The following is a 22,950-nucleotide window of genomic DNA, read 5'->3' as shown; positions in this document are numbered from 1 at the left end:
AGCATGCTCGCTTTCTCAAGTCCCAAGTATGCGCTGACGATCAGGAGAGCTGCGCCAAGGGCTGCGGTACCGCCCCAGAGGGCTCGGCGTTGATTGCTAGTCATAACTTTAGTGTCACGTACGCGTGCGGCTCGTGTCTGCCATTCAGCTAACTCTGCTTACCTGAAGCGGCCCGGCCTTGGATGGATCCGTCGCTGGCCACTGGAGAAGGGCTGGGCAACGGGGTGCGAGCAGGTCTTGGGCTTCTTGGGAGATCAGTAGCACCTCCAGGGCCCTCAGCCGACGTAGGCATCATGCCCGGGCTCTAGCGATAGATCGCGAGGATGTCCAGCGTGAGAGCCGGTCCCATCAACGTTTCCGCGTCGTCCGTCTTCGGTTGTCGCGCAGCCTGCCGACGCTGCTCCCGGCTCATCAGGGATGCCCCAGGGAGAGCCATTAGAGAGTGACTCTCACCCTTCCCCCACTTTCTAGCGATTTTTCCAAGAATAAAGCCTTCACCGTCAATGGTGTCTCTGACGTATTCTTTGGTTAGCTTTCCCGTAATCTTCGGCCCGTCGTCTTCTTGGTCTCCGACGATGACAATGTCCGACTTCATTGCCTTGGCGAATCCCCGCATGGCGGTTGTTTCTTCCTGGCCAGGCATGCCGTCTATATCCTGGCCCATCAATGAGGCCATTGGGCGAAATGCCTCTAGGAGGTCTAGCATGTCGCCCAGTTGGTCTGGCTGGCTCATTAGCTGGATCATAGGGGGAACCTCGACTTCGAAGCGCCCATGCAGGAAGTCCATAATCTTCAGCCCATCGAAGAGGGGGTGCAGGTCCTCGATATCGCGGTACTTCCATCGGGCAGAATCGGCGTCGAGCGCTGAAACGAGTCGAATGAAGCGCTGACTCGCAGTCTCCCTGACCACTCGTTCGCGCTCGCTAGATCCGGCTTCCGGAGCTACAACCCCCAGTTCCTCGGGGGGTCCTTTGGTATCGCTCTGTGTCCGGTGGCGAGCTTCATCAGAAATGCCCTCCTCCACGACAGAGAGGTACTCGTTGAGGGATCTCTCGTCGAGATACAGGAAGCGAGGCAATGCGGGAATCGGCATATAATTACCATTCGATTTGGTGCGTGAGTATCAGTCATTGGATCTGCGAATTGCCGCCTCTGAAGCCAATCTGTTGAGCTCGTCTCTGGCTGAGATTTTTTTGCTTTCATCGACGACGTTCGGTGCATTGCTGTAGGCGATGTAGCTTCCCGGCGCCGAAACGTTCTCAAGGTGTAGCGGGAATTCCATTACCGTGATCCATTTTTTGCGATGCCCAACCCGGCATTTAAGCGATGCTCGGTATTCGCGAAGTTGAGGTGTGAAGTTGGGGAAAGGTGTAGAGAATTCTATAAATGCCTGTTCGGCCGCTCGGCCGCTAACCGCAAAAACTGCTGGAAGGCGTAACCCGTCTTCGGGTTCGGGTCTAATTCGATCTCGGGTGCTGCTCCAAGGTAGGGTGACGTCTTCCTGGGATTCTCTTGCTACATCGAGGCGCATGTCCAGGATGACGATGGGCTTTGGTCCTGTATTGAAGAGGACGAGCGGGATGCGGATGAGCGTCTTCTGTCGCGTTGCTGCGGCCGCAAAAGTGTGTGGTGGATACGAGCGGAGCCTGCCTTGCCGAGCGTTTAGCCACCAGAAGGATGCGACGGTAAAAATAAGAGCGCAAGCGGCAACGACGGCAGCCGCGGGTAGGGAGCCTGATGTACTTGCAGCACCTGTTGCCATCACGTACGGAGTATGGCATCCGGCCTTCGCGCTGTCACCGCAATCCTGCTATTAGCGGCGCGGTAAAGAAACCCACCACTCACCCCGGCTCCCATCCCGTCCGCCTTCGACCCACACACCGTGGAGCGGGCGTGGTTCAGGGCGTCAAGGTGGAGCGCGCCACTGTACGAACGACCTTGACGCCCTGGGCCGCGACTGCTCGGCTCTGCCTGGGTCGAAGGCGGTCGGGATGGGAGCCCACAACGCTCACCACGAATCCGCCGGCACCCGCGAACGGCGCCCCATCCATCCCGGAGTCTGAGCGCCCCCGCCGGAGGCATGTCCTTGAGCCGCGCGGATGATCACTCGCTTCCGCCCGCCGCACATAGCGCGCCGCCTGGCGCGGCCAGCCGGGGCGGAGACAGAGGCAGGCCGCGCCGCTGAGGCGGCGCGCGCCCGCGCCGTGCGCGGGTCTTGATGAAGTAGAGAAACTCTTACCGCGCTGCGTGAGTCAGAGTGTGTCCCGTCCCGGGAAGTAGCGAGCGGGGACACGTAGGCTGCGGACAGTGACCTACGACATCATGTTCCTGCGGGTGCTCCTGGGGCGCACTTTCGGTGAGACCCTAGAGGAGATCAACTCCTCCTACGACCCGGATGCTGGCCTCAAGCCCATGAACCTTACTGGTGAGGAACGTGCCGGTTGGGACAGGCTCATGCAGCGGATCTCGCGGGAGGTCGGCCCGGTCGCCACCGAGGAGTTCCCTTACGCCCTGACTCTTTGGCGTGACGGGCCTGCTGGTCATCTGCAACTGGACTACGCCGGGGACTCGGCCAACATCGACATCCCCTACCGCTACCCAGGAAGCGAAGCGTTGCCGATCATGGCTGAGGCGTATCGCATCGGGCGGATGGTTGAGGAGGAGTGCGGTCTCGAAGGCTACGACTACGAAGTCGAGCAGCCTGTCCGAACCGGCGATATCGAGGTGGCGGCAGCCAGGCTCGGTGGTATTGCCCGCTGGGCGCAGGAGACCCTCACTTGACCCGCCCTGAGCATGACGTCACTACGTCGGGTTCAGTCGGCGGCCGTCGTGGCTCCGTACGTGCGGCCCGGCCCCGTCCAGAGCATCGAGCAGTCGGATCGCGTAGACCTCGGACATGCGCTCGGTGATCTGCTCCGGGGTGAGCCAATCGACCGCGGTCGATGTGGAACGCCGGAATGGCTTGCCCTTCTCCCCCCACGAATCCCCCACGAATCCCCCACGAACAGCAGTCCGTCCGGGCCCTTCTCGGCGTACCCATCAGCACTCGGACCTTGAGCGACAGCAAGAGGTCGCGAACGGGCTGGATGACCTCGTGCGGTCCGCCCGTAAGAAGGCTGATCAGGGGCCTTCTGGTGCGGATCTGGTGCGCGACTCCTGAACAGGTCCAGACAACAAAGAAGCCCCCGGCCACTGGCCTGGGGCTTCATCATGGAGCGGGTGACGAGAATCGAACTCGCGCTCTGAGCTTGGGAAGCTCATGTTCTACCATTAAACTACACCCGCGTAACGCACTGGCTGGCCAGCGACGCATCGTTCCACACTGTACCCCATCGCAGTCCCCCCGAGGCATGAGCCCGGGCGGGTGGCGCGGTGTGGGGTCGGGGGGTGGCCCGGGAGTTGACGGGGGTGTGCTGGGCGGGAGTTGGGGGCGTAGCGTGGGGGCCGGAGTGCCGCGTGCGGTGGCGTCCTGTTCATCCCCTAATGTGGCTTTCTCGTCCACGGCTTGATGGGGAAGGGACTTGATGGACTCCATGGAGCGCACCGTCGTCCGCTGTGCCGAAGGGCACGTTTTCGCTACCGCCTCGTTCCCGATGCAGCAGCTCGGGCCCGCGCGGATCGGTCCCGGGCGGCTTATCCGTTGTCCTCGTTGCGCGCGGTTGCGGCATGCCGTGCCCGTGGTGTTCGAGGAGCGGTAGCGGAGAGCGGATGGAGGGCGCGCGGGGCGGCCCGATGGGGGCCGGCCCGCGCGTTCTGCGTATCCTCGGTGGGTGCTTCTCTCAGACAAGGACATCCGGGCCGAGATCGACGCCGGACGCGTACGTATTGATCCTTTCGATGCGTCGATGGTGCAGCCGTCGAGCATCGATGTGAGGCTCGACCGCTATTTCCGGGTGTTCGAGAACCACCGCTATCCGCACATCGATCCGGCCGTCGAGCAGGCCGACCTGACCCGTACCGTCGAGCCGGACGGGGACGAGGCGTTCATCCTCCATCCCGGTGAGTTCGTGCTCGCTTCGACGTACGAGGTCATCTCGCTGCCCGACGATCTCGCGTCGCGGCTGGAGGGCAAGAGCTCGCTCGGCCGGCTCGGGCTGGTGACGCATTCGACGGCCGGGTTCATCGACCCCGGGTTCTCCGGGCACGTGACCCTGGAGCTGTCGAATCTGGCGACGCTGCCGATAAAGCTCTGGCCGGGGATGAAGATCGGTCAGCTGTGCATGTTCCGGCTGAGTTCGCCGTCGGAGTTCCCGTACGGCTCCGAGCGGTACGGCTCGCGGTACCAGGGGCAGCGCGGGCCGACCGCGTCGCGGTCCTTCATGAACTTCCACCGGACGCAGGTGTGATGCGCGATGAGTGACGGGACGCGGGAGAACCTGACGTACGACGGCTTCGGGCATGCCGTGCGGGAGCTGGCGCAGGCCGTGGCCGACGACGGGTACGAGCCGGACGTCGTGCTGAGCATCGCGCGCGGCGGTGTCTTCGTCGCCGGCGGCCTCGCGTACGCGCTGGACTGCAAGAACATCCACCTGGTGAACGTGGAGTTCTACACGGGCGTGGGCACCACGCTGGACATGCCCGTCATGCTGGCGCCCGTGCCCAACGCCATCGACTTCTCGGACAAGAAGGTCCTCATCGCCGACGACGTCGCCGATACCGGGAAGACGCTGAAGCTGGTGCACGACTTCTGCATCGATCACGTCGCCGAGGTGCGCTCCGCCGTGATCTACGAGAAGTCGCATTCGCTCGTGAAGTGCGAGTACGTGTGGAAGAAGACCGATCGCTGGATCAACTTCCCGTGGAGTGTCGACAAGCCCGTCGTGCGGCGGAGCGGGCAGGTTCTGGACGCCTGAGCGCCTGAGCGCCTGAGCGCCTGACGCACGGGACGCGAGAGCCCCCGCAGTCCCTTCCGGTCGATTCCGGAGGCGGCCGCGGGGGCTCTCGTTCTTTCCCGGCGTTCTTCTTTACGGATCGGTCCCGCTAGATCGTTCCCAGCTTGAGGATCGAGACCAGTGCGAGCAGCTGGATCGCCGACGCGCCCAGGGCCTTGGGCCACGGCAGGTCGTGGGACTTGCTCACCATCGAGGTGAACAGGGCCGCGGCCGCCAGCCAGGTGAGCCAGCCGAGGATCTGGACGAGGGAGTTCTCGCCGCCCAGGAAGAGCGCGAAGATCAGGCGGGGGGCGTCCGTGATCGACATGATGAGCATGGACAGGCCCACGGTCGGCTGCCACGCACCGTCGCCGCCGAGCTGGCGCGCGAGGGTGTGGGTGACCGCGCCGAGCACCAGACCGCCGATCACGAAGCCGATGCCCGTGATGACGACGTAGGGGATGGCGTTGCCGACCGGCGCGTTGATCGCGTCGTCGCGGGCCTGGTCGAAGCCGAACAGCGCCAGCAGGCCGTAGAGGAACGTGACGACGAGCGCCGGGCCCCAGACGGGGTAGTCGCGCATCTGCCAGAACGTCGGGCCGGGGCGGGTCACGATGCCGCTCAGCAGCTGCTTCCAGTGCAGGCGCGGGCCTGCGGGCTGGACGGGGGCCTGGCCGGCGCGGTACGTGTTGCCGTCGCCGTAAGGGTCCTCGTTGATGCTGAAGGCCTGGGTGTGACCGGGGCTGTTCGCGTACGGGTCGCCCTGGTGGGGGTGCTGGGGGTGGTGACCGTGCTGCTGCGGGTACGGGTCGGCGAAGTACTCCGGCTCGTCGCCGCCGCCGCTGGTGTACCCGCCCGCGTGGTAGCCGCCGCCCTGGGGCGGCGCGCCGTTGCCTCCCGTCGGAGGCCATTGCTGCTGTCCGTACGGCGGTGGTGCCTGAGTGCCGTACGGCTGCTGCCGCGGTTGCTGTCGCGCTTGCTGCGGGGTGCGGTTGTCCCGGCCGCGTCCGATCCTGAATCCAGCCACGTAATCGAACGTACCTGGTCCGTGCGGGCTCGGTGGCAGGGGCGGGGGAACTTGCCCGCCTTTGACGCTCAGCTGTGACATCCCCTAAGGGAACCCTGGGGGGTTGCCCTCAGCCCGCTGTGAAGAGGGCGGTGGTGAACGTGATCAGCGGTCGGTCCGGCGTTGCCGCCGGGTACAGCGCGATGAGGTCGGCGCTCTCGCCCCGGTGCGTACGGACCACCGTGTCCGGCTTCCCGTCGCTGTCGAAGTCCGCGTAGCGCCGGAGAAGAGTCGTTTCCGCACGGGCCGGGGCGTGGCCCGGGGCCGTGCGCAGGGGTGCTGTCGGGAGGGCCGCGGCCGGGGCGTGGAAGCGGTACGTGCCACCCGGGCGGCCCGGTCCGTCCGGGCTGCCGAGCAGCAGCGCGCCCGTGCCGGTGGTGCCGGGTTCACGGGGGAGGGCCGTGTACACCAGGTCGTCGTACCCGTCGCCGTTCGTGTCCGTCCGGGGCTCGGGGGCGGCGAGGACGGGGCCGGCGCCAGGAAGGGCCGCGCCGGCGGCGCGCGGGCGGCCGTCGCGGGTGAACGGGCCCCGCAGGAAGCTGAAGCGTCCCGCGCTCGCCGTCACGGCCAGGTCCGGCCTCCCGTCGCCGTCGAAGTCGCCGCAGACGGGGTGGTCCGGCCGGACGTTGCCGAAGCGGGCCCGGTCCGGGATCCGCAGGGTGACCGCCTTGCCGGTGAGGCCCTCCGGGGAGCCGAACAGGATCTGCAGCGGTACGGGTGGGCGGCCGATGCCGTTGTACGGGGGGTCGGTGCCCACGATCAGATCGGTGAAGCCGTCCCGGTCCAGGTCGCACGACGCCTCGGCGTCGAACGCCGACGGGAGGGTGTCGCCGGACTTCGCGGCGTTGGCGTGCGCGCTGAGCAGTTGGCGTACGGACGGGTCGAGGCCGCGGGTCGCGGAGCCGTACACGATGCCGATCCCGGCGTCCTCCCGGCTGTCGGCCGCCGGCTTCACCAGGTGGTCGAGGACGAGGTCGCGGTGGCCGTCGCCGTTGAAGTCGTCGGGGGTCCGGCCGCCGGTGCCGTGCGGGACGGCGCGGCGTTCGGCGCCCGCCAGGCCGGAGAGGGCGGTGGGCGGGGCGTCGCCGTTCTTGGGGGCCGGGGAGGCGGGCGTACCCGCGCACGCCGTCAGCAGAAGGACGCAGCCGAACGCCGCAGCGGCTGCCGCGCGGGTCGCCGCGCCGGGCGTCCGGCCGTTTCGCGCCGTGGCCGTGGCCGTGGCCGTGGCTGTGGCCGTGGCGGTGGCTGTGGCCGCAGCTGGGACTGTCGCGGTCGCGGTCGCGGTCGCTGTTGCTGTGGCTCTTGCGATGCGTATCCGCACGGGGTACCTCCGCATACGTACCCCCGCAGGAATACCTCGTACAACGTCGTTCCGGCCGCCACTTTCCTCCCGGCCGTCCCCCATGATGCGTCACCCGAGCGGGGAAGCAGAAGCGGCCGGTCCTGCCCCCGAGGCAGGTCCGGCCGCTTGTGCAACGCGTGGCGCGGTTTCCGGTTACTTCACCGGTTCCGGCTCCGGTGCGTCAGCCGCTTCCGGCTCGCCCGCGGGGTCGGCCGGGGTCTTCACGGAGTCGAGCAGCAGCTGCGACACGTCGACCACCTGGATCGACTCCTTCGCCTTGCCGTCGTTCTTCTTGCCGTTGACCGAGTCGGTCAGCATGACGAGGCAGAACGGGCAGGCGGTGGAGACGATGTCCGGGTTGAGGGAGAGAGCTTCGTCGACGCGCTCGTTGTTGATGCGCTTGCCGATCCGCTCCTCCATCCACATCCGGGCACCACCGGCGCCGCAGCAGAAGCCGCGCTCCTTGTGGCGGTGCATCTCCTCGTTCCGCAGACCCGGGACCTTGGCGATGATCTCGCGCGGGGGCGTGTAGATCTTGTTGTGGCGGCCCAGGTAGCAGGGGTCGTGGTACGTGATCAGACCCTCGACCGGAGTCACCGGGATCAGCTTGCCCTCGTCGACGAGGTGCTGGAGCAGCTGCGTGTGGTGGATGACCTCGTACTCGCCGCCGAGCTGCGGGTACTCGTTCGCGATGGTGTTGAAGCAGTGCGGGCAGGTCGCGACGATCTTCTTCGACGACTTCGCCTTCTTGGTGGAGTCGTCCTCGTCGTCCTCGCCGAACGCCATGTTCAGCATCGCGACGTTCTCCTGGCCGAGCTGCTGGAACAGCGGCTCGTTGCCCAGGCGGCGGGCCGAGTCGCCCGTGCACTTCTCGTCGCCGCCCATGATCGCGAACTTGACGCCCGCGATGTGCAGGAGCTCCGCGAACGCCTTCGTGGTCTTCTTCGCCCGGTCCTCCAGGGCGCCCGCGCAACCGACCCAGTAGAGGTAGTCGACCTCCGTGAGGTCCTCGACGTCCTTGCCGACGATCGGGACCTCGAAGTCGACCTCCTTGGTCCACTCGACGCGCTGCTTCTTGGCGAGCCCCCAGGGGTTGCCCTTCTTCTCCAGGTTCTTGAGCATCGTGCCCGCCTCGGACGGGAACGCGGACTCGATCATCACCTGGTAGCGGCGCATGTCGACGATGTGGTCGATGTGCTCGATGTCGACCGGGCACTGCTCCACGCACGCACCGCAGGTGGTGCAGGACCAGAGCACGTCCGGGTCGATGACGCCGTTCTCCTCGACCGTGCCGATCAGCGGGCGCTCGGCCTCCGCGAGGGCGGCGGCCGGGACGTCCTTGAGCTGCTCCTCGGTCGCCTTCTCGTTGCCCTCCATGTCCTTGCCGCCGCCGGCCAGCAGGTACGGGGCCTTGGCGTGCGCGTGGTCGCGCAGGGACATGATCAGGAGCTTCGGGGAGAGGGGCTTGCCCGTGTTCCAGGCGGGGCACTGCGACTGGCAGCGCCCGCACTCCGTGCACGTGGAGAAGTCGAGGATGCCCTTCCAGGAGAACTGCTCGACCTGGGAGACGCCGAAGACGTCGTCCTCGCCCGGGTCCTCGAAGTCGATCTCCTTGCCGCCGCTGGTCATCGGCTGCAGCGCGCCCAGCGCGACGTCGCCGTCGGCGTTGCGCTTGAACCAGATGTTGGGGAAGGCGAGGAAGCGGTGCCAGGCCACACCCATGTTGGTGTTGAGCGAGACCGTGATCATCCAGATCAGCGAGGTGCCGATCTTGATCATCGCGACGAAGTAGATGAGGTTCTGCAACGTGCCGAGCGCGAGTCCCTTGAAGGCGAGGACCAGCGGGTACGAGACGAAGTACGCGGCCTCGTAGCCGCCGACGTGGTGGATCGCGCCCTCGAGGCCGCGCAGGGTCAGGATCGCCAGGCCGATGACGAGGATGACGTACTCGACGAAGTACGCCTGCCAGGCCTTCGAGCCCGCGAACCGCGACTTGCGGCCCGCCCGGGAGGGGAGGTTCAGCAGCCGGATGGCGATCAGCACCAGGATGCCGACCGTCGTCATCAGGCCGATGAACTCGATGTACAGCTCGAACGGCAGCCATTCACCGATGACGGGCAGCACCCAGTCGGCCTTGAAGAGCTGTCCGTACGCCTGGAGCAGCGTCGGCGGCAGCGTCAGGAAGCCGATCGCGACGAACCAGTGCGCGAAGCCCACGATGCCCCACCGGTTCATCCGGGTGTGGCCGAGGAACTCCTTGACCAGGGTGATCGTGCGCTGCTTGGGGTCGTCGGTGCGGCTGCCTGCCGGTACCGACTGTCCGATGCGGACGAACCGGTAGATCTGCGCGACCGCTCGGGCGATGAGCGCAACGCCGACGACGGTCAGCACCAGCGACACGATGATCGCGGCGAGTTGCATGGGTGGCTCCTCGGGCCTGCGAGGGTGGGATCCAGCGTTGAGGGTTGCTTACTAAGCAGTAACTTAATCAGTCTGTGCTGACACTATCCACTTATTCCACCGTCCTGTAGCCGGGCAGGCGGTGATCTGTGTCGCTCAGGTCCGCCTTGCCGCCTCCGGCGAGGCTCCGGGCCGCCCGGAGCAGGGGTGCGCCGACGGCTTCCGCGAGGATCGCCAGGTCCAGGCCCGGGCGGTGGTGCTCGGCGTAGTGCCGGTCGAGGAGGTCGGGCTCGTCCCACGGCATCGCCGAGCGGTGGCGGATCTGGGCCAGGCCGGTCAGGCCGGGTTTCAGTTCCCGTCGCCAGTCTCTCGCACCCGTCGGCCTGCCGCGTACGTCGCCCGGTGCCAGCGGGACCGGGCCGACGAGGGAGAGCTCGCCCCGTACGACGTGGGGGAGCCGCGAGAGGACGTGCAGGCGCAGCCTGCGGGTGCGCAGCGACCGCAGGGTGAACGCTCTGCCGTCGGCTCCGATCCGGGTGGAGCGCGTCAGCGCGCCTGCGGGGCCGCGCCGGACGGCGAGGACGAGGGCGGCCGTGGCGAGCAGGGGTGCGGCCAGGAGCAGCAGGGCCGAGCCGAGCGTCAGGTCCATGACGCGTTTGGCGGTGGGGCGGGGCGGCACTGCCGGGAGCAGGGCCCGCAGGGCTTCGCGGGCGGCCGTGAGACGGGGTGGGCGCGGCGGCTGCCAGGTGCGACGCGCGGGCCCCGGCCGGCGCCGGGGGCCGTGGCTCTGCCACTGCTTCTGCATCGTTCGCACCTGCCTGGGTCGGCTGACGGAGTCGGCGATTCGCGTGCCTGTTTTGTGCGGCTCACGCCATTTTGTGACAGAACGATCCCATGAGGCGATGATGGGGAGGGTCGTGTGACCCGTGGGGAGGGGCAGGTGTCGCCCGTATGCGGGCCCGACGGGCGTCCGATCGCCGGTGGGGGGAACGTGCTCGTCTGCGCCCGGCGCGGCGTTCTGGCTGGTGGTTCGGCTGGTAGCGAGGAATGCCTGCACGTTAGTTGAGTCGCCTCGACTCAGGTCTGTTGACTCCGGGACGGGTGTCGTGCATCCTTGAGTCAGATCCACTCAAGTAGTCAGTTGGAGGAATTGAAATGGCACGTGCGGTCGGCATCGACCTGGGCACGACTAACTCCGTCGTCAGCGTTCTCGAAGGCGGCGAGCCCACCGTCATCACCAACGCCGAAGGCGCCAGGACCACGCCGTCCGTCGTCGCCTTCGCGAAGAACGGCGAGGTTCTGGTAGGCGAGGTCGCCAAGCGCCAGGCAGTGACGAACGTCGACAGGACGATCCGTTCGGTCAAGCGCCACATGGGCACTGACTGGAAGATCGAGATCGACGGCAAGAGCTTCAACCCGCAGCAGATGAGCGCCTTCATCCTGCAGAAGCTCAAGCGTGACGCCGAGTCCTACCTGGGCGAGAAGGTGGCCGACGCGGTCATCACCGTCCCGGCGTACTTCAACGACTCCGAGCGTCAGGCGACGAAGGAGGCCGGCGAGATCGCGGGCCTGAACGTCCTGCGTATCGTCAACGAGCCGACGGCCGCCGCGCTGGCGTACGGGCTCGACAAGGACGACCAGACGATCCTCGTCTTCGACCTCGGTGGCGGCACCTTCGACGTGTCCCTCCTGGAGATCGGCGACGGCGTCGTCGAGGTGAAGGCCACGAACGGCGACAACCACCTCGGTGGCGACGACTGGGACCAGCGCGTCGTCGACTACCTGGTGAAGCAGTTCGCCAACGGGCACGGCGTGGACCTGTCCAAGGACAAGATGGCTCTCCAGCGTCTGCGCGAAGCCGCGGAGAAGGCGAAGATCGAGCTGTCGTCCTCGACGGAGACCTCGATCAACCTGCCCTACATCACGGCGTCGGCCGAGGGCCCGCTGCACCTGGACGAGAAGCTCACGCGCTCGCAGTTCCAGCAGCTCACCGCCGACCTCCTGGACCGCTGCAAGAGCCCGTTCCAGAACGTCATCAAGGACGCGGGCATCCAGCTCTCCGAGATCGACCACGTCGTTCTCGTCGGTGGCTCGACCCGCATGCCGGCCGTAGCCGAGCTCGTCAAGGAGCTCACGGGCGGCCAGGAAGCCAACAAGGGCGTGAACCCGGACGAGGTCGTCGCCATCGGCGCCTCGCTCCAGGCCGGTGTCCTCAAGGGCGAGGTCAAGGACGTCCTGCTCCTCGACGTCACCCCGCTGTCCCTCGGCATCGAGACCAAGGGAGGGATCATGACCAAGCTCATCGAGCGCAACACCACGATCCCGACCAAGCGTTCCGAGATCTTCACGACGGCCGAGGACAACCAGCCGTCCGTGCAGATCCAGGTCTACCAGGGCGAGCGCGAGATCGCGGCGTACAACAAGAAGCTCGGGATGTTCGAGCTGACCGGTCTGCCGCCGGCCCCGCGCGGTGTGCCGCAGATCGAGGTCGCGTTCGACATCGACGCCAACGGCATCATGCACGTCGCCGCCAAGGACCTCGGCACCGGCAAGGAGCAGAAGATGACCGTCACCGGTGGCTCCTCGCTGCCGAAGGACGAGGTCAACCGGATGCGCGAAGAGGCCGAGCAGTACGCGGACGAGGACCACCGCCGTCGCGAGGCCGCCGAGTCCCGCAACCAGGGCGAGCAGCTCGTCTACCAGACGGAGAAGTTCCTCAAGGACAACGAGGACAAGGTCCCCGGCGACGTGAAGACGGAGGTGGAGACCGCGCTCACCGAGCTGAAGGAGAAGCTCAAGGGCGAGGACACCGCCGAGATCCGCACCGCCACCGAGAAGGTCGCGGCCGTCTCCCAGAAGCTGGGCCAGGCGATGTACGCCAACGCCCAGGCCGAGGGCGGCCCGCAGGGCGACGCGCAGCCGGGCGCCGAGCAGGCCAAGGCCGACGACGATGTCGTCGACGCCGAGATCGTCGACGACGAGAAGGACTCCAAGGGCGGTGCGGCGTGACCGAGGAGACTCCGGGCTTCGAGGAGAAGCCCGACGTCCCCTCCGGCGCCACCCCTGACGACGCCGAGCCGGAGGCCGCCACCCCCTCTTCGGAGGAGGCGGCGGCCCCGGCCGGGGACGACGCGAACCGCACGACGGCACTGACCGCACAGCTGGACCAGGTCCGCACCGCGCTCTCCGAGCGCACGGGCGACCTCCAGCGGCTCCAGGCCGAGTACCAGAACTACCGCCGCCGCGTGGAGCGGGACCGGGTCACGGTCAAGGAGATCGCAGTCGCGGGTCTCCTGTCCGAGCTCCTGCCCGTGCTCGACGACGTCGGCCGGGCCCGTGAGCACGGTGAGCTCGTGGGCGGGTTCAAGTCGGTGGCCGAATCTCTGGAGACGGTCGTCGCCAAGCTCGGACTGCAGCAGTTCGGCAAGGAGGGCGAGCCCTTCGACCCGACGATCCACGAAGCCCTGATGCACAGCTACGCACCGGACGTCACCGAGACGACCTGCGTGGCGATCCTGCAGCCCGGGTACCGGATCGGCGAGCGCACCATCCGCCCCGCGCGGGTGGCGGTGGCCGAACCCCAGCCGGGGGCGACCCCCGCGGCCGCGAAGGAAGAGAAGGCAGACGACGAGGAGAGCGGTGGCGGCGAGGAGGTCTGACATCCTGTCCGACCCTCTGGCAGCACACCGCCTGGCAGCACTCCACCCGGCCACCCGGCCGGGCGTCCGGAAGGAGGGACGTCGATGAGTACGAAGGACTTCGTCGAGAAGGACTACTACAAGGTTCTCGGCGTCCCCAAGGACGCCACCGACGCCGAGATCAAGAAGGCGTACCGGAAGCTCGCCCGCGAGTTCCACCCGGACGCCAACAAGGGCGACGACAAGGCGGAGGAGCGCTTCAAGGAGATCTCCGAGGCGAACGACGTCCTCGGTGACACCAAGAAGCGCAAGGAGTACGACGAGGCACGCGCCCTCTTCGGCAACGGCGGTTTCCGCGCCGGACCCGGCGGGGCCCAGGGCAACTTCAACTTCGACCTGGGGGACCTCTTCGGAGGCGCCCCGGGCGGGGGCCAGCAGGGCGCCGGCGGTTTCGGCGGCGGCGGCCTGGGCGATGTCTTCGGCGGACTCTTCAACCGGGGCGGCTCCACCGGCACACGGGTGCAGCCGCGCCGCGGCCAGGACATCGAGTCCGAGGTGACGCTCAGCTTCACCGAGGCCGTCGACGGGGCCACGGTCCCGCTGCGGATGTCCAGCCAGGCGCCCTGTAAGGCGTGTTCCGGCACCGGCGACAAGAACGGCACCCCGAGGGTCTGCCCGACCTGCGTCGGCACCGGCCAGGTCTCGCGCGGCAGCGGCGGCGGGTTCTCGCTCACCGATCCCTGCGTGGACTGCAAGGGCCGGGGCCTCATCGCCCAGGACCCCTGCGACGTCTGCAAGGGCAGCGGCCGGGCGAAGTCGTCGCGCACCATGCAGGTCAGGATTCCGGCGGGCGTCCTCGACGGCCAGCGGATCCGGCTGCGCGGCAAGGGCACCCCGGGCGAGCGCGGCGGACCGGCCGGCGACCTCTACGTCGTCGTCCACGTCGACGCCCACCCGGTCTTCGGCCGCAAGGGCGACAACCTCACGATCACCGTGCCCGTCACCTTCACGGAGGCGGCACTCGGCGGCGAGGTGAAGGTCCCCACGCTCGGCGGACCGCCGGTCACCCTCAAGCTTCCGGCCGGCACGCCCAACGGGCGCACCATGCGGGCCAGGGGCAAGGGCGCCGTCCGCAAGGACGGCACCCGCGGCGACCTGCTGGTCACCGTCGAGGTGGCGGTCCCCACCGACCTGGGCCCCGAGGCCCGGGACGCCCTGGAGACCTACCGCAAGGCGACCGCGGACGACGACCCGCGGGCGGAGCTGTTCCAGGCAGCGAAGGGAGCTTGAGGTGGACGGCCGACGACGCAATCCGTACGAACTCACCGATGAATCACCGGTGTACGTGATCTCGATCGCGGCCCAGCTCTCGGGCCTGCATCCGCAGACGCTGCGCCAGTACGACCGCCTCGGCCTGGTCTCACCCGACCGTACGGCCGGACGCGGACGGCGCTACTCGGCCCGCGACATCGAGCTGCTGCGCACCGTGCAGCAGCTGTCGCAGGACGAGGGCATCAACCTGGCCGGCATCAAGCGCATCATCGAACTGGAAAACCAGGTGGCCGCCCTCCAGCAGCGCGTCGCCGAACTGTCGGCGGCCGTGGACGGGGCGGCGGTGGCCATGCAGCAGCGCGAGGCGCAGGTGCACGCGTCGTACCGGCGCGACCTGGTGCCGTATCAGGATGTGCAGCAGACGAGCGCGTTGGTGGTCTGGCGCCCGAAGCGGCCGAAGGACTGAACGGGGCCCTGTCCCGTACGCACGAGGAGCCCGTCACCCCGGGACATCGGGGGTGGCGGGCTCCTTCGTCGTGCGGGGCGGTACGGGAAGCGCCGCCGCGCGCGGTGGCGCCGGCTCGGCGATGCCCGACCGGACGAGCAGGGCGCCGAGGTGGGTGCGGCTGGTGGCCTCGAGGGTCTGCATGAGCCGGGCGATGTGGGTGCGGCAGGTGCGGACGCTGAAGCCCAGTTTGCGCGCCACGGCCTCGTCGTGGTGGCCCTCGACCAGGAGGCGGGCGATGCTGAGCTGCACGGCGGTGACGGGTACGCCCGGGGCTGCCGTCTGCAGGTGTTCGGTGATGGGGGTGGCCTGGGCCCACAGCACCTCGTACACCTGCACCAGGTAGCGGACCAGAGCCGGGTGGCGGATCTGGAGAGCCACTGCGCGGTCGGCTGTCGCGGGGATGAACGCCACCGCGTGGTCGAAGATGATGAGCCGGTCGATGGTCAGTTCCATCGTCCGCACCTCCACCTGGCCCGGCGGCATCTGCTCCAGGTAGGCCTTGACGGGGGCGCTGTACCGCGCCGGGTGCTGGTAGATGTGGCGGAGCCGGGCCCCTCTGCTCACGGCTGCCAGGCCGTTGGCCAGCCCCTGCTCGATCTGCGCGGGCGCCCGGTGGCCGCCCGGCTGAGCAGTCAGGACTTCTGTATCGGCGTCGGCGGCCGCTTCCTGGAGGGCGGAGTCGATGAGCCTCTTGCCTTCGAGCACGGTGATGGAGTGGTTGGGGTCCTCGCTCGCGATGGCCGCCAGTGGTGCCAGGGAGTCGACCAGTGCCGCGCTGCGGCGTACCTGTTCGAAGACGCTGCGGGTGAGGGGCTGCAGAAGATGGGTGAGCGCGACCGAAGGCGTGGCAGGGCACAGCATCGCCGGATCGTGTGGGTCCGGGTGGAGCAGCGCCGTCTCGATGAGGCAGGGGGCCGGTACGACCTCGGCTCGGGGGAGCCGCCCGCGGCGCAGGGAATCGGCGTAGAGCTGGATCGCCGTCTCGCACAGCTCGGAGTGGTGGTGCGGGTGGCCTGGTATGCCCGTGTCCGTCCCCATCTGGACCCCCTCATTCCTTGCAGTGCAACAAGATGACGGTGGTGGAAACCCTAGCGGCCGGGGGAGTGTTGGCCTGTCGGGGGAGCCGGGAACTCCCCCGGCTGTTTCAGGGCACGGCCACGCTCGCCCCCTTGCGCGGCCGCGCCCGCCCGGCCCGGGGGTGGGGGTCTTTTGGGGCCGCCCGGTCAGGAATCCTGTTCGAGAATTCCCGACCGGGCGATCAGATAGCCGAGTTGAGTCCGGCTCTTGCTGCCGAGGGCGGTGTTCAGTTTCGCGATATGGGTGCGGCAGGTACGCACGTTCATGCCGAGGCGCCGCGCTATCGAATCGTCTACGTGCCCCTCTACAAGGAGTTGGGCGATGGAGCGTTGAACACCGCTGATGCCGTTGGGCATGGGGTCGTACCGCACGTCTTCGAGAAGCGGGGTGGCGCGCTGCCACAGTTGCTCGAAGACCCTCGTCAGGTAGGCGACCAAGCCCGGGTGGCGCAGTTCGAGTGCCACTTCCCCGTCTTCCTGGGCGGGAATGAAGGCCACCGTGTGATCGAAGACCAGCATGCGCTCGACGAGTTCTTCGAGGGTGCGGATTTCGACCTTGCCCTCGGCCAGGCGCTCGGCGTAGGCGTACGTCCCGTGATGGTGCCGGACGGTGTGCTGGTAGAGCGTGCGGATGCTGACGCCGCGGTCGATCACGGCCTGTCCGCGTTCGACGCCTTTGCTGAGTATCAGTTCGCTGCGGCCGCCACCGGGCTGGATGGTGAGGACTTCGTTGGTGCACTCGGCCGTCGCGACATCGATGGCGGCATTGATTCTGGCGTTGCCTTCCAGCACGGTGATGGCGTGCGTGGTCGGAGCGTCCTGGGCGCTGATGTCCATGAACGGTTCGAAGGATTCCGCCAGTTCGAGGGAGCGCCGGCGGCGCTCCTGGATCTCCCGCTCGAGGGGATGGAGGCGCTGCGCGAGTGCGGCCGAGGGGGGTACGGGGCGGAGCCACTCGGGGTCGTCGGGGTCCGGGTGCAGCAGGGCGAAGTCCATCAGGCAGGGTGCGGGTGCGATGTCCGAACGAGGTATCCGTCCGGATCGCAGCGCACTGGCGTAAAGGCGCTGCCCTGCTTCGCACAGGTCGGTGATCCCATGAGGATGTCCCGTATTCGGTCTACTTGTGGCCATATCTCCACCCCCCATGTTCTTGAACCAGCAGGAACATGATGCATCGACCCAGTGGTGTTCGGGTCCCTGGGTGGGACATCGTCTTACGTGCGGGGGAGATGACCCATCAAGTGAGGACGAAGCCGAAATGTATAAGCGAATGCTTCGCTCGGTGCTTGCCACTGCGTTTGTGGGGGCCCTGGCCTACGGCGGACTGGGTGCCAGTGACATTACCTGGGGGGTCGCGCCCCGCACGGCATCGAGCCATGTGGAGGCAGCCCCTGTCGGTGACATCACGTGGGGCAGCGTAGCGCCGGGTGATGCCAAGGGTGACATCACGTGGGGTTTCACGTCGACTTCAGCGGGCGTCTGAGATGACCACGCCGCCCGACGACCGGACCTTCCGGCGCGAGATGGCAACCGCCTACCGCTCAGGGTGGCATTTCATCGACCTCGTCACGGCACTCCCCCACCGTGGTGATTCGTTGATGGTCACTCTGTTCGGCGACCCGGTCGTCGTCGCCCGTGAGGACGACGGGGAACTGCGCGCCTACCGTTGCCTCCGCAAGCCGCGCGGAGCACCGCAGCCCGTGCGGTGTGCCATTCGGTACGACATGATTTTTGTGAACCTCGCCCAGCGTGACCACCAGCTGTTCGAGCCCGAAACCATCTCCGCCACCCCCCGCAGTGCCTGAGCGATCCCCCGTCGTTCCACGTCGCTCAGACACTCCCCCACACAACGGCGCCACCGTGACCTGAACACGGTGGCGCCGTTGTGCTTCTCCCGGAGACATTCCGGTCGGAGCGGCACAGAAGGTGCTCCGCCCTTCCATTCCCAGGGGCATTCATGAGCGGAAACAGCGGGCACGAGGTCGAGGAGCTGCCGGGCCGGCGCGGGAGTGAGGACGAGGTCGCCGCTTGCCTCCACGCGGCATCGCTCCACGACGAGGGAGAGGGCTCCTTCGATGACGCGGTGCACTGGAAGGTGCTTCTGGAGGTGTGGCTGAGGGCCGCCGCCGTGGCGTCCGGCGTGCTCCTCGTCTTCGGCTTCACCGGGCTCGTCGCGCTCGCCGGCGACCGGGGGAGCGGCCTCGGGATCATGCAGGTCGGGCTCCAGATCGCCATGATCGCTTTCGCCGCCGTCTTCCTGGTCTCGACGGTCTCCGAGCCGGCCGGTGAGTGGCGGGTCGTCCTGGAGGGCCGGGGAGCGTACGCGGAGTCGGCGTACGCCGAGATCGCGAGGGTCGTGCGGGAGCGCCGGCTGCCCGTCGTGCCGGTGTTCCGGCGCATCCGCACCGGCGGCGAGCACCCCCGGGTGACGCATCGGATGGCGCTCCGGGACGGTGGTCACGTCGCGTACCTCTCGGTGTTCGCGTACGGCACCGGTCTCTACGTGGGCTGGGTGATGCGGCGCGACCGGCGGGGCGCCGCGCTCGTCCGGCAGTTCGTCTCCGACTTCGTCGGAGGCTTCGGCGGCGCCGACGGGGAGAAGGCCGTGGTGGGGACCGAGGGGCCGCGTGCCCTTCGGGAAGCGGTGCACGCGGCCGCCCGGGAAGGGGTGTACGCCGCCGTCGACGGGCGCGCGGTGGACCTGGAAGCGGGCTTCCCGCACGGCCTCCCCCGGATCGAGGAGGACATCGCGGCGGCCGGCCCCGTCCAGGCGCCCGTGCCGATGGCGCCGCCCCCGGTACCGCCCCGCCGGCCGTGGGCGGAGGGCGGCAGCTGACGGTGGGCGGCGGTCCGGTGTGGCGCGGTCACGCCCGGCCGAGGGCCCGGTCCAGGGTGATCTCGATGGCGACCCGGTCCGGGTTGGGGGAGGGCGTGCGCTCGTAGCGCTCCATGTGGCGGCGTACCGCCTCGTCGACCCTGTCCTGCTCCGTACGCACCCTCGCGACGCCCTCCAGGGTCGCCCAGCGCGCCCGGTGCACCTGGCAGACCGCGACGCGGGCGCCGTCCGGGCCGGCGGCCAGGATGTTCGCGACCTTGCGGCTGCCCTTGTTGGTGATGATGCGGGCGAGGCCGGCCTCGGGGTCGTACGTCACGCAGACCGGCACCACGTGCGGGGTGCCGTCCGGGCGGGGCGTGGTGAGGGTGCACAGATGGGATTCGCGCCAGAAGGCGAGGTACTCCGGGGCGGGGTTGTGTACGTCGACGGCCATGGGGCCAGCGTAGGCAGTCCGGGAGTGCCTCGCGGTGGCGGGCGGCCGGAGCGGCCGGTTCACTCGGAACAGGGAGGACAGAAGACGGAAAACCCCGGAGACGGCCGATCCTCGCCTTGAGTGGAATAGACTCAACTTTGTACACGTTGATCGTGTCAGCAGTGGGAACGGAACAGTCATCGCCAGGAGGAGAGAGGGCACGTGGACGCCGAGCTGACCAACAGGAGCCGGGACGCCATCAACGCGGCCACCAGCAGGGCCGTGAAGGACGGGCACCCCGATCTGACCCCGGGGCATCTGCTGCTCGCACTGCTCTCGGGCGAGGACAACGAGAACCTGGTCGATCTGCTGGCCGCCGTCGAGGCGGACCAGATCGCCGTACGCACCGAGACCGAGCGGCTCCTGAGCGCCCAGCCCAGCGTGACCGGCTCGACCGTCGCACCGCCGCAGCCCAACCGCGAACTGCTCGCCGTCATCTCCGACGCCGCCCAGCGGGCGAAGGAGCTCGGCGACGACTACATCTCCACCGAGCACCTGCTCATCGGCATCGCGGCCGAGGGCGGCCGCGCCGGTGAGATCCTCGACGGACAGGGCGCCAGTGCCAAGAGGCTGCTGGACGCGTTCGAGAAGAGCAGGGGAGGGCGCCGGGTGACCACACCCGACCCGGAGGGCCAGTACAAGGCCCTGGAGAAATTCGGCACCGACTTCACCGCGGCCGCGCGCGAAGGAAAGCTCGACCCGGTCATCGGGCGCGACCAGGAGATCCGCCGCGTCGTCCAGGTGCTCTCACGCCGCACCAAGAACAACCCGGTGCTCATCGGCGAACCCGGCGTCGGCAAGACCGCCGTCGTCGAAGGGCTCGCCCAGCGCATCGTCAAGGGAGACGTCCCGGAGTCCCTGAAGAACAAGCGGCTCGTCTCGCTGGACCTGGGCGCCATGGTCGCGGGCGCGAAGTACCGCGGCGAGTTCGAGGAGCGCCTGAAGACCGTCCTCTCCGAGATCAAGGAGAGCGACGGCCAGATCATCACCTTCATCGACGAGCTCCACACCGTCGTCGGCGCCGGCGCGGGGGGCGACTCCGCCATGGACGCGGGCAACATGCTCAAGCCCATGCTGGCCCGGGGCGAGCTGCGGATGGTCGGCGCCACCACGCTCGACGAGTACCGCGAGCGGATCGAGAAGGACCCCGCCCTGGAGCGCCGCTTCCAGCAGGTGCTCGTGGCCGAGCCGTCCGTCGAGGACACCATCGCGATCCTGCGCGGGCTCAAGGGCCGCTACGAGGCGCATCACAAGGTGCAGATCGCCGACGCCTCCCTGGTCGCCGCCGCCACGCTCTCCGACCGCTACATCACCTCCCGCTTCCTGCCCGACAAGGCCATCGACCTCGTCGACGAGGCGGCCTCCCGGCTGCGCATGGAGATCGACTCCTCGCCCGTCGAGATCGACGAACTCCAGCGCGCCGTCGACCGGTTGCACATGGAGGAGCTCGCCCTCAACAACGAGACCGACCCGGCGTCCAGGCAGCGCCTGGAGAAGCTGCGCCGTGACCTCGCCGACAAGGAGGAGGAGCTGCGCGGCCTCAACGCCCGCTGGGAGAAGGAGAAGCAGGGTCTGAACCGCGTCGGTGAGCTCAAGGAACGCCTCGACGAACTGCACGGGCAGGCCGAACGCGCCCAGCGTGACGGCGACTTCGACACCGCTTCCAAGCTTCTGTACGGGGAGATCCCCGGCCTGGAGCGGGAGCTCGCCGAGGCCGCCGAGGCCGAGCAGGAGGCCGCGAAGGAGCCCAAGGAGAGCCTGGTCAAGGACGAGGTCGGGCCGGACGACATCGCCGACGTCGTCGGCGCCTGGACCGGCATCCCGGCCGGACGCCTCCTGGAGGGCGAGACCCAGAAGCTGCTGCGGATGGAGGAGGAGCTGGGCAGGCGCCTCATCGGGCAGACCGAGGCCGTGCAGGCCGTCTCGGACGCGGTACGCCGCACCCGGGCCGGTATCGCCGACCCCGACCGGCCCACCGGGTCGTTCCTCTTCCTCGGCCCGACCGGTGTCGGCAAGACCGAGCTGGCGAAGGCGCTCGCGGACTTCCTGTTCGACGATGAGCGGGCCATGGTCCGCATCGACATGAGCGAGTACGGCGAGAAGCACAGCGTGGCCCGGCTGGTCGGAGCGCCGCCCGGATACGTCGGCTACGAGGAGGGCGGCCAGCTCACGGAGGCGGTCCGCCGCCGCCCGTACAGCGTCGTCCTGCTGGACGAGGTGGAGAAGGCGCACCCCGAGGTCTTCGACATCCTGCTCCAGGTCCTCGACGACGGCCGGCTCACCGACGGACAGGGCCGGACGGTGGACTTCCGCAACACCATCCTGATCCTGACGTCCAACCTCGGCAGCCAGTACCTGATGGACCCGCTGACCAAGCCCGAGGAGAAGAAGCAGCAGGTTCTGGACGTCGTGCGGGCCTCGTTCAAGCCGGAGTTCCTCAACCGGCTCGACGACCTGGTGGTCTTCTCCGCCCTGTCGGGCGATGAGCTCGCCCACATCGCGGGGCTCCAGGTCGACCGTCTCGCCAAGCGGCTGGCGGACCGGCAGCTCACCCTGGACGTCACCCCGGCCGCCCTGGCCTGGCTGGCGGAGGAGGGCAACGACCCGGCCTACGGCGCCCGGCCGCTGCGCCGCCTCATCCAGACCGCGATCGGCGACCGGCTCGCCAAGGAGATCCTCGCGGGCGAGGTCAAGGACGGCGACACGGTCCGCGTCGACCGCGTCGGCGACGGCCTGATCGTGGGTGCGGCGACCTGACCGGAGCGCATGTGGCGTAACCGGAACCTTCGGCGGCCCCGGTCCCCACCGGCTGGATATCAGCTTGTGGCGGATCGGGGCCGTCCGGGCTTGCCATGCCCCGCCCGGGATGGGAGAGGATGGCAGCCAACCGCACGAAGGGAAATTACGGTGAGCATCGATCCGTCCTCGATTCCTAACTTCGGGGGCCAGCCCGAACCGCAGGCGGCAGGACCGGAGGGCCCCGTCGTCCCTGACCAGGACCTCGTCAAGCAGCTCCTGGAGCAGATGGAGCTGAAGTACGTCGTCGACGACGAGGGCGACCTCGCGGCGCCGTGGGAAGACTTCCGCACGTACTTCATGTTCCGTGGCGAGGGCGAGCAGCAGGTCTTCTCGGTCCGCACGTTCTACGACCGCCCGCACGACGCGGACCAGCGCCCGGTCCTCCTCGACGCGATCGACGACTGGAACCGCCGCACCCTGTGGCCCAAGGTCTACACGCACACCCACGAGCCCGAGGAGGGCTCCGAGGACACGGGCACCTCGGTCCGGCTGATCGGTGAGGCGCAGATGCTCATCGGCACCGGCGTCTCCCTGGAGCACTTCGTCTCCTCGACGGTCAGCTGGGTGCGCGCCTCCATCGAGTTCGACAAGTGGCTGCTGGAGCGCCTCGGCCTCGCGCCGGCCGAGGAGAAGGCCGAAGGCACGGAGCAGGACGCTCCCGAGGCCTGAG

20 protein-coding genes, 1 tRNA gene and 2 pseudogenes are annotated in these 22,950 nt (G+C 68.3%); 12 read left to right on the top strand and 11 right to left on the bottom strand.

Annotated features, from left to right (window positions below):
• Window positions 1–304: 304 nt before the first annotated feature.
• Together E6R60_RS12790 and E6R60_RS12785 are read right to left on the bottom strand one after the other, a co-directional pair.
• Entirely contained in the window at window positions 305–1,093 is a 789-nt protein-coding gene (locus E6R60_RS12790) for a hypothetical protein (protein ID WP_206309399.1), read from the bottom strand.
• A gap of 30 nt (window positions 1,094–1,123) precedes the next feature.
• Window positions 1,124–1,765 (bottom strand): hypothetical protein, encoded by a 642-nt coding sequence (locus tag E6R60_RS12785; RefSeq protein ID WP_136326618.1) that lies wholly within the window; start codon window positions 1,763–1,765, stop codon window positions 1,124–1,126.
• 542 nt (window positions 1,766–2,307) lie between these two features.
• Between E6R60_RS12785 and E6R60_RS12780 the strand changes: the two genes are divergently transcribed.
• Window positions 2,308–2,781 (top strand): hypothetical protein, encoded by a 474-nt coding sequence (locus tag E6R60_RS12780; RefSeq protein ID WP_136326617.1) that lies wholly within the window; start codon window positions 2,308–2,310, stop codon window positions 2,779–2,781.
• A gap of 21 nt (window positions 2,782–2,802) precedes the next feature.
• Here the strand turns inward: E6R60_RS12780 and E6R60_RS12775 are convergent.
• Window positions 2,803–2,949, bottom strand: a pseudogene (locus E6R60_RS12775) (NUDIX hydrolase); the annotation flags it as partial.
• Between the two features lie 88 nt (window positions 2,950–3,037).
• Between E6R60_RS12775 and E6R60_RS37345 the strand changes: the two are divergent.
• Window positions 3,038–3,160 (top strand): annotated as a pseudogene (locus E6R60_RS37345) (site-specific integrase); the annotation flags it as partial.
• Between the two features lie 51 nt (window positions 3,161–3,211).
• Here the strand turns inward: E6R60_RS37345 and E6R60_RS12765 are convergent.
• Window positions 3,212–3,285: transfer RNA gene (locus E6R60_RS12765), tRNA-Gly, on the bottom strand.
• 485 nt (window positions 3,286–3,770) lie between these two features.
• Here E6R60_RS12765 and dcd point away from each other — a divergent pair.
• Together dcd and E6R60_RS12755 are read left to right on the top strand one after the other, a co-directional pair.
• The gene (dcd, locus tag E6R60_RS12760; RefSeq protein ID WP_136326616.1) at window positions 3,771–4,346 is read left to right on the top strand and encodes a dCTP deaminase; all 576 of its coding nucleotides are present in this window, start codon (window positions 3,771–3,773) and stop codon (window positions 4,344–4,346) included.
• Window positions 4,347–4,352: 6 nt separating this feature from the next.
• A complete protein-coding gene (locus E6R60_RS12755) occupies window positions 4,353–4,853 on the top strand; it encodes a phosphoribosyltransferase (RefSeq protein WP_136326615.1) in 501 nt (166 codons plus the stop codon).
• A 127-nt stretch (window positions 4,854–4,980) separates the two neighbouring features.
• Here E6R60_RS12755 and E6R60_RS12750 read toward each other — a convergent pair whose 3' ends face one another.
• The 4 genes from E6R60_RS12750 to E6R60_RS12735 all read right to left on the bottom strand — a co-directional run bounded on the left by E6R60_RS12750 (window position 4,981) and on the right by E6R60_RS12735 (window position 10,484).
• Window positions 4,981–5,898, bottom strand: a complete 918-nt coding sequence (locus E6R60_RS12750; protein WP_136326614.1) for a Yip1 family protein — start codon at window positions 5,896–5,898, stop codon at window positions 4,981–4,983.
• Between the two features lie 109 nt (window positions 5,899–6,007).
• Window positions 6,008–7,258, bottom strand: a complete 1,251-nt coding sequence (locus E6R60_RS12745) for a VCBS repeat-containing protein (protein ID WP_240802524.1) — start codon at window positions 7,256–7,258, stop codon at window positions 6,008–6,010.
• A 174-nt stretch (window positions 7,259–7,432) separates the two neighbouring features.
• Window positions 7,433–9,700 carry a (Fe-S)-binding protein gene (locus E6R60_RS12740; RefSeq protein ID WP_136326612.1) on the bottom strand — a complete coding sequence of 756 codons (2,268 nt, stop codon included), beginning with the start codon at window positions 9,698–9,700 and terminating at the stop codon, window positions 7,433–7,435.
• A gap of 91 nt (window positions 9,701–9,791) precedes the next feature.
• The gene (locus E6R60_RS12735; RefSeq protein ID WP_136326611.1) at window positions 9,792–10,484 is read right to left on the bottom strand and encodes a sugar transferase; all 693 of its coding nucleotides are present in this window, start codon (window positions 10,482–10,484) and stop codon (window positions 9,792–9,794) included.
• 350 nt (window positions 10,485–10,834) lie between these two features.
• On the opposite strand from E6R60_RS12735, the gene dnaK reads away from it, so the two are divergent.
• From dnaK to E6R60_RS12715, 4 genes are all read left to right on the top strand, one after another.
• Complete coding sequence (gene dnaK, locus E6R60_RS12730) at window positions 10,835–12,688, top strand: molecular chaperone DnaK (RefSeq protein ID WP_136326610.1); 1,854 nt, start codon at window positions 10,835–10,837, stop codon at window positions 12,686–12,688.
• On the top strand, window positions 12,685–13,338 hold the full coding sequence (grpE, locus tag E6R60_RS12725) for a nucleotide exchange factor GrpE (RefSeq protein WP_136326609.1): 654 nt from the start codon (window positions 12,685–12,687) through the stop codon (window positions 13,336–13,338). The genes dnaK and grpE overlap by 4 nt, the downstream gene beginning before the upstream one ends.
• 84 nt (window positions 13,339–13,422) lie before the next feature.
• Window positions 13,423–14,607 carry a molecular chaperone DnaJ gene (gene dnaJ, locus E6R60_RS12720; RefSeq protein WP_136326608.1) on the top strand — a complete coding sequence of 395 codons (1,185 nt, stop codon included), beginning with the start codon at window positions 13,423–13,425 and terminating at the stop codon, window positions 14,605–14,607.
• A 1-nt stretch (window position 14,608) separates the two neighbouring features.
• Window positions 14,609–15,055 carry a helix-turn-helix domain-containing protein gene (locus E6R60_RS12715; RefSeq protein ID WP_093899393.1) on the top strand — a complete coding sequence of 149 codons (447 nt, stop codon included), beginning with the start codon at window positions 14,609–14,611 and terminating at the stop codon, window positions 15,053–15,055.
• 33 nt (window positions 15,056–15,088) lie between these two features.
• Here the strand turns inward: E6R60_RS12715 and E6R60_RS12710 are convergent, their stop codons facing one another.
• Together E6R60_RS12710 and E6R60_RS12705 are read right to left on the bottom strand one after the other, a co-directional pair.
• On the bottom strand, window positions 15,089–16,135 hold the full coding sequence (locus E6R60_RS12710; RefSeq protein WP_136326607.1) for a helix-turn-helix transcriptional regulator: 1,047 nt from the start codon (window positions 16,133–16,135) through the stop codon (window positions 15,089–15,091).
• A gap of 185 nt (window positions 16,136–16,320) precedes the next feature.
• Window positions 16,321–17,169, bottom strand: coding sequence for a helix-turn-helix transcriptional regulator (locus tag E6R60_RS12705; RefSeq protein ID WP_136326606.1), 849 nt, complete (start codon window positions 17,167–17,169; stop codon window positions 16,321–16,323).
• Window positions 17,170–17,657: 488 nt separating this feature from the next.
• Between E6R60_RS12705 and E6R60_RS12695 the strand changes: the two genes are divergently transcribed.
• Both E6R60_RS12695 and E6R60_RS12690 read left to right on the top strand, forming a co-directional pair.
• Window positions 17,658–17,978, top strand: coding sequence for a (2Fe-2S)-binding protein (locus E6R60_RS12695; RefSeq protein ID WP_136326604.1), 321 nt, complete (start codon window positions 17,658–17,660; stop codon window positions 17,976–17,978).
• 152 nt (window positions 17,979–18,130) lie between these two features.
• The gene (locus E6R60_RS12690) at window positions 18,131–19,009 is read left to right on the top strand and encodes a hypothetical protein (protein WP_136326603.1); all 879 of its coding nucleotides are present in this window, start codon (window positions 18,131–18,133) and stop codon (window positions 19,007–19,009) included.
• 28 nt (window positions 19,010–19,037) lie between these two features.
• Here E6R60_RS12690 and E6R60_RS12685 read toward each other — a convergent pair whose 3' ends face one another.
• On the bottom strand, window positions 19,038–19,442 hold the full coding sequence (locus E6R60_RS12685; RefSeq protein WP_136326602.1) for a TIGR03618 family F420-dependent PPOX class oxidoreductase: 405 nt from the start codon (window positions 19,440–19,442) through the stop codon (window positions 19,038–19,040).
• A gap of 201 nt (window positions 19,443–19,643) precedes the next feature.
• On the opposite strand from E6R60_RS12685, the gene clpB reads away from it, so the two are divergent.
• Both clpB and E6R60_RS12675 read left to right on the top strand, forming a co-directional pair.
• Window positions 19,644–22,238, top strand: coding sequence for an ATP-dependent chaperone ClpB (gene clpB / locus E6R60_RS12680; RefSeq protein WP_136326601.1), 2,595 nt, complete (start codon window positions 19,644–19,646; stop codon window positions 22,236–22,238).
• A gap of 150 nt (window positions 22,239–22,388) precedes the next feature.
• A complete protein-coding gene (locus E6R60_RS12675) occupies window positions 22,389–22,949 on the top strand; it encodes a YbjN domain-containing protein (protein ID WP_136326600.1) in 561 nt (186 codons plus the stop codon).
• Window position 22,950 lies beyond the last annotated feature (1 nt).

Source organism: Streptomyces sp. A0642, assembly GCF_004795105.1.
GTDB lineage: Bacteria > Actinomycetota > Actinomycetes > Streptomycetales > Streptomycetaceae > Streptomyces.
This window is presented reverse-complemented; position numbering and strand designations above follow the sequence as displayed.

Coding starts and splice junctions, on each gene's coding strand:
- E6R60_RS12790 (WP_206309399.1), bottom strand. CDS start 1,093: ATGCCGATTCCCGCATTGCCTCGCTTCCTGTATCTCGACGAGAGATCC.
- E6R60_RS12755 (WP_136326615.1), top strand. CDS start 4,353: ATGAGTGACGGGACGCGGGAGAACCTGACGTACGACGGCTTCGGGCAT.
- E6R60_RS12740 (WP_136326612.1), bottom strand. CDS start 9,700: ATGCAACTCGCCGCGATCATCGTGTCGCTGGTGCTGACCGTCGTCGGC.
- E6R60_RS12735 (WP_136326611.1), bottom strand. CDS start 10,484: ATGCAGAAGCAGTGGCAGAGCCACGGCCCCCGGCGCCGGCCGGGGCCC.
- dnaK (WP_136326610.1), top strand. CDS start 10,835: ATGGCACGTGCGGTCGGCATCGACCTGGGCACGACTAACTCCGTCGTC.
- dnaJ (WP_136326608.1), top strand. CDS start 13,423: ATGAGTACGAAGGACTTCGTCGAGAAGGACTACTACAAGGTTCTCGGC.
- E6R60_RS12710 (WP_136326607.1), bottom strand. CDS start 16,135: ATGGGGACGGACACGGGCATACCAGGCCACCCGCACCACCACTCCGAG.
- E6R60_RS12705 (WP_136326606.1), bottom strand. CDS start 17,169: ATGGACTTCGCCCTGCTGCACCCGGACCCCGACGACCCCGAGTGGCTC.
- E6R60_RS12695 (WP_136326604.1), top strand. CDS start 17,658: ATGACCACGCCGCCCGACGACCGGACCTTCCGGCGCGAGATGGCAACC.
- E6R60_RS12690 (WP_136326603.1), top strand. CDS start 18,131: ATGAGCGGAAACAGCGGGCACGAGGTCGAGGAGCTGCCGGGCCGGCGC.
- E6R60_RS12685 (WP_136326602.1), bottom strand. CDS start 19,442: ATGGCCGTCGACGTACACAACCCCGCCCCGGAGTACCTCGCCTTCTGG.